Annotated in this window: 12 protein-coding genes; 5 read left to right on the top strand and 7 right to left on the bottom strand. The window is 72.6% G+C overall.

All coding sequences use genetic code 11. The features are described from left to right. Positions 1-8 precede the first annotated feature (8 nt). The gene (locus tag ACFWJ8_RS20335; RefSeq protein WP_378814977.1) at positions 9-938 is read left to right on the top strand and encodes an LLM class F420-dependent oxidoreductase; all 930 of its coding nucleotides are present in this window, start codon (positions 9-11) and stop codon (positions 936-938) included. 3 nt (positions 939-941) lie between these two features. Here the strand turns inward: ACFWJ8_RS20335 and ACFWJ8_RS20330 are convergent, their stop codons facing one another. Together ACFWJ8_RS20330 and ACFWJ8_RS20325 are read right to left on the bottom strand one after the other, a co-directional pair. Further along, a complete protein-coding gene (locus ACFWJ8_RS20330; protein ID WP_378814975.1) occupies positions 942-1667 on the bottom strand; it encodes a DUF2306 domain-containing protein in 726 nt (241 codons plus the stop codon). A gap of 87 nt (positions 1668-1754) precedes the next feature. After that, complete coding sequence (locus tag ACFWJ8_RS20325) at positions 1755-2186, bottom strand: nucleoside deaminase (RefSeq protein WP_378815020.1); 432 nt, start codon at positions 2184-2186, stop codon at positions 1755-1757. A 176-nt stretch (positions 2187-2362) separates the two neighbouring features. On the opposite strand from ACFWJ8_RS20325, the gene upp reads away from it, so the two are divergent. Next, positions 2363-2995, top strand: coding sequence for a uracil phosphoribosyltransferase (upp, locus tag ACFWJ8_RS20320; protein WP_378814973.1), 633 nt, complete (start codon positions 2363-2365; stop codon positions 2993-2995). Positions 2996-3003: 8 nt separating this feature from the next. Here upp and ACFWJ8_RS20315 read toward each other — a convergent pair whose 3' ends face one another. From ACFWJ8_RS20315 to ACFWJ8_RS20300, 4 genes are all read right to left on the bottom strand, one after another. Continuing rightward, complete coding sequence (locus tag ACFWJ8_RS20315) at positions 3004-4281, bottom strand: type III PLP-dependent enzyme (protein ID WP_378814971.1); 1278 nt, start codon at positions 4279-4281, stop codon at positions 3004-3006. Then, a complete protein-coding gene (locus ACFWJ8_RS20310; RefSeq protein WP_378814969.1) occupies positions 4278-4838 on the bottom strand; it encodes a hypothetical protein in 561 nt (186 codons plus the stop codon). The genes ACFWJ8_RS20315 and ACFWJ8_RS20310 overlap by 4 nt, the downstream gene beginning before the upstream one ends. Before the next feature lie 86 nt (positions 4839-4924). Further along, positions 4925-5245 (bottom strand): DUF3467 domain-containing protein, encoded by a 321-nt coding sequence (locus ACFWJ8_RS20305; protein WP_018172956.1) that lies wholly within the window; start codon positions 5243-5245, stop codon positions 4925-4927. A 49-nt stretch (positions 5246-5294) separates the two neighbouring features. Further along, a complete protein-coding gene (locus ACFWJ8_RS20300; RefSeq protein WP_378814967.1) occupies positions 5295-8912 on the bottom strand; it encodes a TM0106 family RecB-like putative nuclease in 3618 nt (1205 codons plus the stop codon). A gap of 100 nt (positions 8913-9012) precedes the next feature. Between ACFWJ8_RS20300 and ACFWJ8_RS20295 the strand changes: the two genes are divergently transcribed. Then, positions 9013-11073: an NAD(+) synthase gene (locus ACFWJ8_RS20295; protein ID WP_378814965.1), complete on the top strand. Its 2061-nt coding sequence runs from the start codon at positions 9013-9015 to the stop codon at positions 11071-11073. Between the two features lie 47 nt (positions 11074-11120). Here ACFWJ8_RS20295 and ACFWJ8_RS20290 read toward each other — a convergent pair whose 3' ends face one another. Further along, positions 11121-11705, bottom strand: a complete 585-nt coding sequence (locus tag ACFWJ8_RS20290) for a hypothetical protein (protein WP_378814963.1) — start codon at positions 11703-11705, stop codon at positions 11121-11123. Positions 11706-11812: 107 nt separating this feature from the next. Here ACFWJ8_RS20290 and ACFWJ8_RS20285 point away from each other — a divergent pair, with 107 nt between their 5' ends. Both ACFWJ8_RS20285 and ACFWJ8_RS20280 read left to right on the top strand, forming a co-directional pair. Next, on the top strand, positions 11813-13288 hold the full coding sequence (locus tag ACFWJ8_RS20285) for a phytoene desaturase family protein (protein ID WP_378814961.1): 1476 nt from the start codon (positions 11813-11815) through the stop codon (positions 13286-13288). 4 nt (positions 13289-13292) lie between these two features. Continuing rightward, on the top strand, positions 13293-14786 hold the full coding sequence (locus ACFWJ8_RS20280) for a lipase maturation factor family protein (protein ID WP_378814959.1): 1494 nt from the start codon (positions 13293-13295) through the stop codon (positions 14784-14786). Positions 14787-14931 lie beyond the last annotated feature (145 nt).

The following is a 14931-nucleotide window of genomic DNA, read 5'->3' as shown; positions in this document are numbered from 1 at the left end:
GGACCGACATGGAGTACTGCGTCTTCACCGAACCGCAGCAGGGCGCGAGCTACGACGACCAGCTCGCATTCGCGCAGACCGCCGAGCTGCTCGGCTTCGACGGATTCTTCCGGTCCGACCACTACCTGCACATGGGCGACGGCGCCGGCCTTCCGGGTCCGACCGACGCGTGGACGACGCTGGCGGGCCTCGCCCGCGAGACCTCCCGCATCCGGCTGGGCACGCTCGTGTCGTCGGTCACCTACCGCTACCCGGGCCTCCTCGCGATCCAGGTCGCGCAGGTCGACGCGATGTCGCACGGGCGCGCCGAGCTCGGCCTCGGCACGGGCTGGTTCGAGCGCGAGCACCGGGCGTACGGCATCCCGTTCCCGGCGAAGAGGTTCGACCTCCTCGAAGAGCAGCTGCAGATCGTGACGGGGCTGTGGTCGACGCCCGCCGACCGGACGTACACCTTCGCGGGCGCCCACTACGAGCTGACGGATGCCCCGGCCCTGCCCAAGCCCGTCCAGGAGCGCGTGCCCGTCATCGTCGGCGGCGGCGGTCCGAAGCGCACCCCCGAGCTGGCCGCGCGGTTCGCGACGGAGTTCAACATCGGCTTCCAGTCCGAGCAGGTGATCGCCGAGAAGTTCGCCGGCGTGCGCGCGGCGTGCGAGCGCATCGGGCGCGACCCCGGTTCTCTGAAGCTCTCGGTCGCCCTGCCGACGCTGGCCGCGGCATCCGCGTCCGAACTCGACCGCCGCGCCGCGAACATCGGTCGCACCGTCGACGAGCTGCGCGGCGACGTGAACATCGTGGGCGGCCGCGACGAGATCGTCGCCAAGGTCGAGCGGCTCGTCGCACTCGGCGCGCAGCGCGTGTACCTCCAGCTGATGGACCTGCAGGACGTGTCGCACGTCGAGTACCTCGGGGCCGAGGTGCTTCCGCACCTGCCCCGGTGACACTCAGACGGGGAGGCGGTACGACGGCAGACCGCGGCGGCGGATGAGCCACTCCGCGAACACCAGGTTCGGCAGCCAGCACACGAACGGCACCGCGGCGTACGCGTTCGCGAACGCGGTGTCGAGCTCCCACGGCTGCCCGAGCAGGAGCGGCGCCATCAGCAGCAGCGGCAGCCAGATGCGCAGCATGACGGCGGCGTACGTCAGGGCGTAGTTGCGGATCATCCAGGCCTGGTGGCTCGGCACGTCGCCGCGGCGGATCGCCCGGTACGCGCGCCACGCGGTGACGAACCACAGCACCGCGAGGGCGCCGAAGCCGAAGAAGCCGACGTAGCCGGCGCGGCTCCACGGGGCGATGATCAGGCCGGCGACCGCGCCGACCGCGACGGCGATGAGGTACACCCGGCCGGTCCAGCGGTGCACGCGCGGCGCGCGGCCTCGCAGCCCGCGCCAGAACTGGAGCGGCCCGGCGACGAGCGCCACCGCGCCCCCGACGATGTGCGTATAGAACGCGACCTGCACGAACGCCGGTGCGGACGCGTAGGTGGACGCGAGGCCCACCCCCTGCCCGGCGAGATCCTGCAGCGAGGCGGTGAAGTAGGGCACGGCCGCGTACGCGACGATCGCGACGGCCGTGAGCAGGACGAACGTCCAGCCGATGCGGGACCGGATGCCGCCCGGGCGCGCGACCGCGGGTGCGGTGCGGACGGGTTCGATGAGGCGGGTCATGGCCGTCACGCTAGGGCCGCGGCGCACCCTGCGAGCAGGGGGCTGGCCCCCGGATCCGCGGCGGCAGACCCCCGAACCTCAGCGGCGTCAGCGACGGGCGTCGAAGAACGCCCGCAGCAGCGCGGACGCCTCGTCCTCGCGCACGCCCGCGACGACCTCGGCCCGGTACGGCAGACGGCGGTCGCGCACGACGTCGTACACCGAGCCGGCGGCGCCGGCCTTGTCGTCCCACGCCCCGAAGACCACTCGTGAGACGCGGGACTGCAGGACCGCCCCCGCGCACATCAGGCACGGCTCAAGCGTCACGACGAGTGTGCAGCCGTCGAGGTTCCAGTCGCCGCGCACGGCGGCCGCGGCGCGCAGCGCGACGACCTCGGCGTGCGCCGTCGGGTCGTGGTCGCGTTCGCGGAGGTTCCGGCCTTCGCCGATCACCCGGCCGCCGGCATCCATCACCACCGCCCCCACCGGGACGTCGCCGTCCGCCCCCGCCTGCGCGGCGAGCTGCAGGGCGCGGTCCATCGCGGCGAGATCGGCGGGGTCGATGTTCACGGGACGAGCGTATCCGGCCGCACGCCCGCCGCCCCGGCGCCAGAACACGCGATTCGGCGGATGCAGGCCGCGCCCGGCCGAATCGTCCTGTGTCCGCCGCATCTCCTGTTCTGGGCGACAGCCCGCGCGCCCAGTAATCTGGGCGTATGCGCCTGCACGTCGCCGACCACCCTCTCATCACCCACAAGCTCACGGTGCTGCGCGACCAGCGCACGCCGTCTCCGGTGTTCCGCCAGCTCACCGAAGAGCTCGTGACACTGCTCGCGTACGAGGCGACCCGCAACGTGCGCGTCGCGCCGATCGAGATCCAGACGCCGGTCACGACCACGATGGGCGTCCGCATCGACGAGCCGCGTCCGCTCGTCGTGCCGATCCTGCGTGCCGGTCTCGGCATGCTCGAGGGCATGGTCAAGCTCATCCCGACCGCCGAGGTCGGCTTCCTCGGCATGGTCCGCGACCACGAGACGCTCGAGCCGTCGACCTACGCCGAGCGCCTGCCCGACGACCTCAGCGACCGGCAGTGCTTCGTGCTCGACCCGATGCTCGCCACGGGCGGATCGCTGGGCGCCGCCATCGAGTTCCTGTTCCAGCGGGGTGCGCAGGACGTCACCGCCATCTGCATCCTCGGCGCGCCCGAGGGCGTCGCCGCGATCGAGAAGCAGGTCGCCGGCCGCGACGTCACCCTCGTGCTCGGGGCGCTCGACGAGAAGCTCAACGAGAAGGGCTACATCGTGCCCGGGCTCGGCGACGCGGGCGACCGCCTGTACGGCACCGTCTGAGATCCGCCTCACACGATCGGCACGCGGCGCACGTCCGAGGTCACCGCGACCTCGGCGGTGGTCGCGGCTCGGTCCATAGTGGCGACAGGGGTCAGCGGGCGTCCGTTGAAACGCGTCGCCGTCACCGTCGTGTAGGCGCCCATCGTCGGACTGACCAGCAGGTCGCCGACGCACAGCTCGGGCAGCAGCACGTCGCGCGCGATCACGTCGGATGAGTCGCACGTGGGGCCGCCGAGGGTCGCCCAGCGGTGGTCCCCCGTGTCGCGGGTGCCGGCGTGCAGGTCGCGCACGGCGAAGACGAGCGGGTGCACGTCCTCGGTGAGCACGTTCGAGTACGACCCGTACAGGCCGTCGTCGACGTAGTACCAGCGGCCGTCGTCGCGTTCGGCGGTGCCGACGACGCTCGTCACGAGGCTCACGGCGTCGGCCACGAGCACACGCCCGGGCTCGGCGATGATCCGCAGCCGCCGGGCGTGGGGTTCGAGCACCGGTCGCAGCAGGGCCGCGACCTCCTCGATCTCGGCCGCTTCGGAGTCGTACGAGGCGGGCAGGCCGCCGCCGATGTCGAGGGTGTCGAACCGCACCGTGAGGCGCCGTTCGAGGATCGCCATGAGCTCGAGCGTCTCGGCGGCCGCGGCGGCGAACCGCGCGGGGTCGTCGAGCTGGCTGCCGACGTGATAGCTGAACCCCGCGACCCGCACCCCGGCGGCGACCGCGTGCTCCACGAGCCGGGCCGCCTCGAACGGGCCGACGCCGAACTTGCTCGACAGGTCGCTCTTCGCGTGCGGACTGCGGTACGCCAGCCGCACGAGCAGCCGGGTGTCACGCGGCGCGCCGCGGAACTTGTCGATCTCGACATCGTTGTCGACGACGAACGTGCGCACCCCGGCGGCGAGCGCCTCCGCGATCTCGGCGGGCTTCTTGATCGGGTGGGTGTGGATGATCCGGTCCGCGGCGACACCGCGGCGTGTCAGCATCCCGAGTTCTTCCCCGGTCGCGACGTCGAAGCCGCACCCCTCGTCGTCGAGGACTCCGAGCACCGCGTCGTGGGCGAGCGCCTTGACGGCGTAGTGGAACCCGACGAACGGCAGCGCCCGGCGCAGCCGTGCGTACTGCCTGCGCACCCGGTCGGGCTCGAGCAGCAGCACCGGCGTGCCGTGGAGGGCGATCGCCGCGCGCGCCGCCACCGACGCCAGGAGAGTGGATGCCTCGGCCCGCCGTCGCTCGTCGAGCGACAGTGCCGGGTGCGGGGCACGCAGCGCGGCCTCCACGGCGTGCGCGGTCACGGCGCCACCGCCGGTGCGGCCCCGGCGTCTGCCGTGCGGTTCCGTGATCCGTCGCGCAGGCCCGCCTTGGCGGTCAGGGTGAACGCGCCCGCGGCGATCGCGTAGAACACGATGTCGGCGGCGATCTTGCCGGCCAGCATGCCCCACACCGGGTCGGGGACGAGCCACACACCCAGCAGGAGCGCGGCGGGACGCACGAGCAGCGTGTCGAGCAGCTCGGCGGCGCCGAACTCGGCCACCAGCAGCATCGCTGTGCGGCCGATCGCGCGACGTCGCGTCGAGGCGACCTGCACCTGCTCCAGGAAGATGGTGACCGCGAGCACGAGGTAGAAGCCGATGATCTCGCCCACCAACGCGGCGAGCGCGACGAGCGCGGGGATGTCGGTCCACATCGTGGCCAGCATGCCGCCGATCACCATGGCGGCAGTGCCGACGAGCTCCGCCGGCAGGTAGCGGACGATCCAGAACACCAGCTTGCGGCGTGCCGGCGGGGTCTTCGCGTCGGGCCTGCGCGCGGGTGCGGTCGCCCCCGCGAACGGCTGCTCGATGGTGGTCATGTCGTTCCTCCTCCGTGTGAGAGAGGAGGAACGAGTGCTGACGCTGATACGGGCCCGGCGCTGCGGCGATCGCGCCGGCCGAGCGCTCAGTCGCCCAGCTGCGGTTCCTGCGGATTGCGGCGACCGGTCTCGCGCTCCCAGAACTCCAGCTGCTGGGTGAGGGCCTTCGCGAGTTCGAACACCTGCTCGGGAGGGATGCGGATGCGGCTGACGACGCGCGCCGGAACGACGGTGTGGCGCTGGCCGGTCTCGGCGTCGACGTCCTCGCGGGGAGGCTGGGCGAGGGTCAGGAAGTCCATCACGAACACGGTGGGCGTGTGCCACACGTTCGCGAAGTCGGCATAGGCACCGCCGATGAGCTCGGGCGGCAGGTCGATCTCGAACTGGCGGGGTGCGTCCTCGGCCATGCGGGCTCCTTCTGCCGGTGTGCGCGAGTCTAACGGGTGCCGGGGCCGCTCAGCCGCGCCCGACGAGCCGCGCGAATCCGCTCAGCCTGGCGACGCCCTCCGGCGTGTACGGAAGGTCGTCGAGCAGCCCGGGCGAGTAGACGACGTACGCCGTGTGCATCGCCCGTGAGATCGCCACGTTGAGGCGGTTGCGCAGCAGCAGGAACTCCAGGCCGCGCGGCGCGTCGCGCCCGCTCGACGCCGCCAGCGACACGATCGCGACGGCGGCCTCCTTGCCCTGGAACTTGTCGACGGTGCCCACCGGCACGTCGGGGAACCCCGCTGCCGCCAGTGCCTCCTCGACCGCGACCTGCTGCGCGTTGTAGGGCGTCACGACGATGAGGTCGCGCTGTTCCAGCGGGCGAGGCGGCGTCGCGACGGACACCCCGTCGGCGTCGTCCGTGCGCACGTCCGTCCATGCCCGGCCGATCAGATCGCCCACGATCCGTGCGACCTCCGCGGCCTCTTCGGGAGACTGGGTCGCATTGCCGTGGTGGCGCATCGGGACCGGCACGAGACCGGGCTGGATGCCGTCGATCCGGCGCAGCGCCGTCGACGGATGCGCCTCGAGCTCGCCGCGGTACGACAGCGTCGAGACGGTCGCCGCGACCTCCGGACGCATGCGCCGCGTCTGTGCGAGGAAGTACCCGAACTCGTGCGGGATCACGTCGGCCCCATCCATGACCCAGCCGAGCGCGGAGGTGTCGACGGGGGCGGGGTGCGTCCCCTGGCTGACCTGCGGCAGCTGCTGCGGGTCACCGAGCAGCAGCAGCCGCGGCGCGGCGAGCGAGACGGCGATCGTCGAGGCGAGCGAGAACTGCCCGGCCTCGTCGACGACGAGCAGGTCGAGGCTGCCGCGCGGCACGCGGCCCTCGTGACTGAAGTCCCACGCGGTGCCGCCGATGACGTAGCCCTCGCGCTCGTGCTCAGCAGTGAAGGCCGCGACACCGTTCTTGGGCAGCACCGTGAACGTGTGCTCCGCCGCGGAGTCCTTCGGCGCCTTGCCGACCTGGGAGGCCGGAACACCCGCCGCGATCACCCGGTCGAGCAGCTGCTCGATCGTCGCGTGGCCCTGCGCGACCACGCCGACCTTGTAGCCGTGGTCGCGCACGAGCCGGGCGATCACGTGCGAGCCGACGTACGTCTTGCCGGTGCCGGGAGGGCCCTGCACCGCGAGGTAGCTGCGATCGAGATCCCGCACGGCGCGCGCGATCGCGTCGACCACGTCGTCGCCGACGCCCGGCAGGGTGCCCGTGAGCGTGCGCGGAGCGCGGCGGCACAGGATGTCGGTCGCGGGGTCCGCCGGCAGCTCGGGCGACGCCGCGATGACGGCATCCGCCCACGCGTCGATCGCGGACTGCTGGTTGCCGGCGCTCGGCGGCGCCTGAGGCGTGAGGGCCAGCGGCAGCTCGCTCCACGTCACGCCGTCGACCGCGGTCTCTTCGATCACGGCGCCGTCGTCGAGCACCTCGACCACGGTCACCGAGCGGTACGAGTGCATCCACCGCGCGCGGGCCTCGAACGGGTACGGCGCCGGCAGCTCGTACAGCGCGAACGGGTTCGTCCCCTCGCTCAGCCGCGTGCCGGGTGCCACGTCGCCGTGGATCTCGATGAGCCGACGCTCGCCGCCGCGCCCGCTCTCCGCGAAGTGCCAGTCCTCGCGCACCGTGCTGCGGGCACGGTCGACGACGACGACATCGCGGTTCTCGTCCCACAGCGAGACGGGCTCGCGCAGCCGCAGGAAGTGCGTGGCCCAGAACGACTTCGCCTCACGCGGGTAGTAGTCGATGGCCGCCGCACCGAGGCGGAGCGATCGTGCCGCGTCGGAGTCCGCAGGATGCTCCTGCGCGAGCCTGTCGAGCATCGTCGCCCGCGGCGACGGCTCGTACGCGCGCTCGTCGGGCTCGGGGTCAGTGGAGGGCCGCAGGTCCGCCTCGCGCGCCCGGTCGACCAGCCAGTCGCGCAGCCGCCGCGTCGAGACGCAGTCGTAGCGGTTGTAGTCGGCGAGGTCGTCGAGCACGAGCCCGGCGGCCGCCTCGTCGCCGTCGGCCTGCAGCGCCCGCGCCTCGACGTAGCGGACGATCGAGTCGTCGCCCTTCTGCACGTCGCTGGTGCGCACCTCGTCGCCCATGTACAGCGGCTCGAGCTTCTTGATGGAGTACGAGCGCGAGCCGACGCGCAGCGCGCGACGGACGATCGGGTACAGGTCGACGAACACGCCGTCGCGCAGCAGCCGGTCGACGTCGGCCTCGCGCACGCCGTGGCGCGCGGCCATGGCGAGCAGGTGCGTCGGCTCGTACGGCGCGTAGTGGTAGATGTGCATGCCGGGGAACTGCTGCCGGCGCAGGTTGACGAGGTCGAGGAACACCTCGAGGGCCCGCTGTTCGTCGGCGAAGCTGTGCGCCCACAGGGGTGTGTACTGCTCACGGGTGTCGACCCAGCCGAACAGGTAGTCGATGCCCCACTGCGTCGGCTCGCCCGGCACCGGGGGCTCGGTGTACAGCGGGTCGCCCTCGAAGTCGAAGAACAGATCGCCGTGATCGGGCCGGGGCAGCGCGCCGAGCGCCTTCGGCGCCACGACCTCGTACACCGGCATGGGCGGTGCGACAGGCGCCTCTTCGGCCACCGCGACGACGACGCCGCCCTCGCCGCCGAGCACCGCCGCCTCGACGACCTCGGCCGCGTGCTTCGGCGCGATCAGCGGCGGAGTGCCCGCGGGGCTCAGCAGCTGCAGCCGCGCCTGTGTGCGCAGCGATGCGAAGACGTCGGGGTTCATCCCGGCCGGCGCGACCTGCGCCCCGGCGAGCTGCTCGATCGTCTCGACGCCGCCCGCGTGCAGGCGTTCGCGCTGCACCGGCCGCATGCCCGCCACGAGCAGGAGATCGCGGGATGCCACCACCTCGGCGTCGCACGTCGCGCAGCGGCCGCACGCCATCACGCCGAGCTCGCCGCGCGGGTCGCCCCACGCGATCGGCTCGCCGGCGGCACCCAGATCGAGACGACGGTCGGCGACGAGAGCCGCCAGCCGTTCACGCCGCAGCTCGAAGACCGGCAGCAGATCGTCGACCTCGTGCTCGCTGACGCTGCCGTCGCCGAGGAGCAGCTGCACGCGGCCCGACCGCGGCACGCCCAGGCGGTCGAGCTGGTGGACGTAGGCGGCGAGCTGCATGAGGGCGGTCACGCGGGCGTGCCGCGCGAGCTTGGTGTCCTGCACGAGCCAGCGGCCGGTCCCGGAGCCTGTCGAAGGGTCGCGCACGAGGAAGTCCGCGAACCCGACGAACGACTCGGTCGCGAATGCCGCCTGGTAGACGACCTCGGCGTCGGAGGCGAGGGCCGCGTTCGTCTGTGCCACCGCCGCGGCGAGGGCGGCGGCATCCGTCGACCGCGTCTCGGGGATCTCGACCACGCGATCGCCGAACCGCGCCACGTAGTCGGCCAGCACCCGACGCTCGTGCACGGTGCCGAGACGGCCGGCCCGCTCGAGCGTGAGGTCTTCAGGCTCTTCGACCGCCGCGACCCTGCCCAGCCGGGCATCGATCGCCCGCAGCCATGCGAATTCGCACTCGGCAGCGGCCTTGAGGTCGCTCGCACTCCAGACGATCCGGCCTTCGCCCTCGATGTATCGCATGCCCTCCCCTTCTCACATCGACAGTAGCCGCGGCGTCCGACAAGCCGGCACAGCGCGACCACCCGGGCGCGAGGTCTGCCCCACCTGCCAGACTGGGCACATGAGCCTGCCCTTCGAGAGCGCGTACCGGCACGGGTTCGCCCGCGTCGCGGCATGCACCATCCCGGTCTCGATCGCCGACCCGGCGACGAACGCCGAGGCCGTGCTCGACAGCGCACGCGCGTGCGATGCGGACGCCGTCGCGGTCGCCGTGTTCCCCGAGCTGTGCCTCAGCGGCTACGCGATCGACGACCTCGTGATGCAGGACCCCGTGCTCGACGCCGTCGTGCACGCGATCGAGCGCCTGGTCGAGGCATCCGTCGATCTTCTCCCGGTGCTCGTCGTCGGCGCGCCGCTGCGCCACCGCAACCGCCTCTACAACTGCGCAGTGGTGATCCACCGGGGTGAGCTGCTGGGCGTCGCGCCGAAGTCGTACCTGCCGACCTACCGCGAGTTCTACGAGCGACGCTGGTACGCCCCGGGCGACGACCAGTCGGGGCAGGACATCCGCGTCGGCGAGCTCGAGGCGCCCTTCGGTCCCGATCTGCTCTTCGAGTCGCTCGACGTGCCGGGGCTCGTGCTGCACGCCGAGGTCTGCGAGGACGTCTGGGTGCCCATCCCGCCGTCCTCGCGCGCCGCTCTCGCGGGCGCCTCCGTGCTCCTCAACCTCAGCGGCAGCCCCATCACGATCGCCCGCGCCGAGGACCGCAAGGATCTCGTGCAGTCGCAGTCGCTGCGGTGCCTCGCCGCCTACGCCTACGCCGCAGCGGGCACCGGCGAGTCCACGAACGACGTCTCGTGGGACGGCCAGACGATGATCTACGAGGGCGGCGCGCTGCTGGCCGAGACCGAGCGCTTCCCCGACGGGCCGCGCCGCTCGATCGCCGACGTCGACCTCGACCGGCTGCGCCAGGACCGCCTGCGCCAAGGCACGTTCGACGACAACCGCCGCGCGACCGGAGCGGACGCCGAGTTCCGCACCGTGCACTTCCGGCTCGACCCGCCGCGCACCGACATCGGGCTGCTGCGCACGCTCGATCGCTTCCCCTTCGTGCCCGACGACCCGGCGCGCCTCGCGCAGGACTGCTACGAGGCGTTCAACATCCAGGTCTCGGGGCTCGTGCAGCGTATGCGGGCGATCGGCGACCCGAAGCCCGTCATCGGCGTGAGCGGCGGCCTGGACTCCACCCACGCGCTGCTCGTCGTGGCCCGCGCGATGGACCGCATGGACCGCCCGCGCAGCGACATCCTCGCGTACACGATGCCCGGCTTCGCCACGAGCGACCACACCAAGTCGAATGCCATCGCGCTGGCCGAATCGGTCGGCGCCTCGATCGAGACGATCGACATCCGCCCCGCCGCGAGCGAGATGCTGGAGCGCCTCGGACACCCGTTCGCCGACGGCGAGCCCGTGCACGACGTGACGTTCGAGAACGTGCAGGCGGGCCTGCGCACTGACTACCTGTTCCGCCTCGCGAACCACCACGGCGGCATGGTCATCGGCACCTCCGACCTGTCCGAGCTGGCCCTCGGCTGGGCCACGTATGGTGTCGGCGACCAGATGAGCCACTACGCCGTCAACGCCGGCGTGCCGAAGACCCTCATCCAGCACGTCATCCGCTGGGTGATCGCGCACGGAGAGGGCGTCGACGACGCCGAGGCCGCGGTGCTGCAGTCGGTCCTCGACACCGAGATCTCGCCCGAACTCGTGCCCGCGGGTCAGGACGGCAAGATGCAGTCCACCGAGGATCGCATCGGCCCCTACGCCCTCCACGACTTCGCGCTCTTCCACATCCTGCGCTACGGCTTCCGGCCGTCGAAGATCGCCTATCTCGCGGCCCACGCGTGGCGCGACGCGGCCGCCGGCGCGTGGCCTCCCGGGTTTCCGGACGAGGACCGCTACGCGTACGACCTCGCCACCGTCACGAAGTGGCTGCAGGTGTTCCTCAAGCGCTACTTCGCGTTCGCGCAGTTCAAGCGCTCGGCGATCCCCAACGGCCCCAAGGTGTCGCCGGCGGGCTCGCTGTCACCGCGCGGGGACTGGCGCGCCCCTTCCGACGGCAACGCCCGCGTGTGGCTCGCCGAGCTCGCGGCGGCCCTCCCCGACCTCGTCGAGGACTGAGGAGAGTGGATGCCGGGCGCCCGGCATCCAGTCCTCCCGAAGTGTGATCAGGCCGCGGCCTGCGCGTAGGCGAGCGTGATGATCCAGCTGTCGCGCGATGCGTCGGCGAGACGGTACTGCACCTTGCGGTCGGGGATCCAGCCCTTCGCGAGCGGGCTGTCCAGTCGCACGTGATCCGCGGCGACGCGGGCACCGCGGCCGTCGGCGTCGCGCACCGCCTGCACGCGCGTCCAGTGGGCGAGGAGCTTGGAGAGGTTGGTCTCGTCCTCGGTGAGCAGATGCGAGTGGCGCTGCATGACGTGCAGCTCGTTCTCGTCCGGGTGGGCGTCGCGCAGGTCGATCCCGAGCTGCACCGCCGGGTCCACGATGGCCACGACGGTCGCCGCGCGGAAGCTGGCGTTGCGGATCTTGAGCGGCACCTCCTCGCCCGCGACCTCGGCGATCAGCTGCGTGTGGAAGCCGAACGTGCCGGGCGCCTCGCGCTCCACGCGGACGTCCTTCGCCTCGATGCCGAGGCGCGCGGCCACGAGCTCCTTCGCGAGCTGCCGCTTGCGGTCGTGCTCGGGAAGCTTGGGATCCCAGCCCAGCCGCGCCGTGATCCCGTCCGGAGTCTCGAGAAGCACCGATTGCATGATCCACCTCATCTCCGCGGGCCGTCCGCGCTTCCATCCTCTCCCCGTCCGACGCACGGGGGAAGATCGCCACGCGGGCTCCGTCGGCGCGGTGGGAGGATGGGGACATGGCCAGGCATGCGACGGTGGTCGGGAGCGGGCCCAACGGCCTTGCGGCGGCTGTCGCGCTCGCCCGCGCGGGGTACGACGTGCGCGTGCTCGAAGCGTCATCGACGGTCGGCGGCGGCACCCGCACCGCGTCGCTCACGCTCCCCGGCTTCCACCACGACGTCGGCTCGGCCGTGCACCCCGCGGCGCTGTCGTCGCCGTTCTTCCGCGCATTCGGCCTCGGCGAGCGCGTGGAGTGGGTCCATCCGCGAGCGTCGTACGCGCAGCCGCTCGACGGCGGCCGGGCGGCGATCGCCTGGCGCGACCTGGAGCGCACCGCCGAGGAGCTCGGGCGCGACGCGCGCGCGTGGCGCGGCGTCCTGCGCCCGCTGAGCCGCCACCTCGGCGCCCTGGTGGACTTCACCGGCTCGCAGCTGCTGCGGGTGCCCCGGCATCCTGTCACCGCGCTGCGGTTCGGCCTGCGCGCCCTGCAGCTCGGGTCGCCGCTCGGCCGCGGCACGTTCGCGACCGAGGAGGCGAACGCGCTGCTGGCCGGTGTGCTGGCCCACGCGAACACGCATCTGCCGTCGCTGGGCGCGGCCGCGTCCGGGTTGTTCCTCGCGGCGCACGCGCACACGGCCGACGGCTGGGCGTTCCCCCGCGGCGGGGCGCAGGCCATCGCCGACGCGCTGGTCGCCGATCTGTACGCGCACGGCGGCACCGTCGAGACGCGCCGCCACGTCTCCGACCTCTCCGAGCTCGAGTGGGGCGACCCCGGCGCGGGCGACCTGCTGCTGCTCGACACGACGCCGCGCCTGCTGCTCACCCACCACGGCCTGCCGCAGCAGTACCGCGAGGCGATCCGGCGCTACCGGTACGGCGCGGCCGCCGCGAAGGTCGACTTCGCCCTCGATGCGCCGGTGCCGTGGGCCCACCCCGATGTGGCGCTCGCACCCACGGTGCACCTCGGCGGCACCCGCGACGAGATCGAGGCGAGCGAGAACGCCGTCGCGCGCGGCAGCATGACCGAGCGCCCGTACGTGCTGGCCGTGCAGCCCACGGTGCTCGACGCGTCCCGCGCACCGGCCGGCAAGCACGTGCTGTGGGCGTACATCCACGTGCCCTCGGGGTCGACGCTCGACCCGACCGAGCTCGTGGTGCGCCAGGTCGAGCGGTTCGCACCGGGGTTCCGTCGCAGCATCCTCGCGAGCCACGCGATGACGGCCGCGGAGCGCTCCGCCTTCAACCCGTCCGACATCGGCGGCGACATCCTCGGCGGGGCCTTCACGTTCGCGCAGGCGTTCCGGCGCCCGGTGGTGTCGACGACGCCGTGGCGCACGCCGCTGCGAGGCGTCTATCTCGCGTCGGCGTCGACGCCGCCCGGCCCCGGCGTCACCGGCATGCCGGGCTGGTACGCCGCACGGCAGGCGATGCACGACGCCGCACGACGCGGTCTCGGCGAGCGCCACGAGCTCGAGGACCTCTTCGGGACGTGACCCGATGGACGCACTGGCAGCGGTCGACTTCGAGTTCGCACGGCAGGTGCTGCAGCGGGGCATCGCCGCGCTCTACGTGATCGCCTTCGTGTCGACGCTGAACCAGTTCCGCCCGCTCCTCGGCGAGCGCGGCCTGCTCCCGGCACCCGAGCTCCTGGCGTGGGCGCACGCTTCGACCAGCTCCGCGACCAGCAGGCGGAAGTGGATGCTGCACCCCACCGTGTTCCGCCACGTCCGGTACACCGACCGCCGCCTGGTCGCGCTGTGCGTGGGCGGCGTGACGGTGGCGGGCGCACTGGCCGCCGGCATCCCGCAGCTGGGTCCGCCGTGGGTGCCGATGCTGTGCTTCCTGGCGCTGTGGCTGGCGTACATGTCGATCACCTCGATCGGCCAGACGTTCTACGGCTTCGGGTGGGAGATGCTGCTGCTGGAGGCGGGGTTCCTCGCGGCGTTCCTCGGCTCGGACGACCAGCCCCCGTCGACGGTCGTGATCGTGCTGTTCTGGTGGCTCGTGTTCCGCCTCGAGTTCGGCGCGGGGATGATCAAGATCCGCGGCGGCAGGGAATGGCGCGACCTCACGGCCCTGACGTACCACCACGAGACCCAGCCCATGCCGGGACCGCTGAGTCGGCAGGCGCATCTGCTCCCCCGCTGGTTCCACAAGGGCGAGGTGCTGGGCAACCACGTCGCGCAGCTGGTCGTGCCGTGGTTCCTGTTCGCGCCGATCATCGGGCTGTGGGTGCCCGGGCCCGCTCCCGCGATCATCGGTGCGGCGGCGGCAGCGGTCGTGATCGCGACGCAGCTGTGGCTGGTCCTGACCGGCAACTTCGCCTGGCTCAACTGGATGACGATCGTGCTGGCGTTCTCGGCGATCGGGCTGCCCGGCGTCGGCGCCCTTCGACAGGGTCAGGGACCGGTCGCTGAGCCTGGCGGCACCCCGCTGTACTGGGTCGTGGTGACGTGCGCCGTCGGGCTGCTGTACGTGTGGCTCAGCTGGGCGCCGTTGCGCAACCTGTTCGCGCACCGGCAGCTGATGAACGCAAGCTTCAACCGCTGGCAGCTGGCGAACGCCTACGGCGCGTTCGGCACCGTCACCAAGGAGCGGATCGAGATCGTCGTGGAGGGCACGCTCGACGACGACCCCCAGACGGCGACGTGGCACGAGTACGCGTTCAAGGGCAAGCCCGGCGACGTGCACCGCATCCCTCGGCAGTTCGCGCCCTACCATCTGCGACTGGACTGGCTGATGTGGTTCCTTCCCCTCGGGCGGTCGCTCGACGAGTGGTTCACGGCGTTCCTGGTCGAGCTCCTGGAAGCGGATGCCGCAACCCTGCGCCTGCTCGCCGACGACCCCTTCGCGGGCGAGCGCCCGCGCTATGTGCGCGCGGTGTCGTACCGCTACCGCTTCACGACCCGCGCGGAGTTCCGGCAGACCCGTGCGCGATGGGTGCGGGACCGACGACGACCCGTCCTGGGGCCGGTGTCGCTGCGGCACTGAGGCGGCAGCCGCCGCGCGCGCGGCGCGCGGGCCGGGGCGCCGCCCCCCCCCCCCCCCGGCCCCCCGCGCGCAGCGGCCCGGCCGGGGCGGCCCCATAGCGGGCGCCCCCGCGGGGGGGGGGGGGGTGTTAGTGGTTGCGCCGGAG

Source organism: Microbacterium sp. NPDC058389, from assembly GCF_042722305.1.
GTDB lineage: Bacteria > Actinomycetota > Actinomycetes > Actinomycetales > Microbacteriaceae > Microbacterium.
Note: the sequence above shows the minus strand (reverse complement) of the source record. Positions and strands in the feature narration are given on the sequence as shown.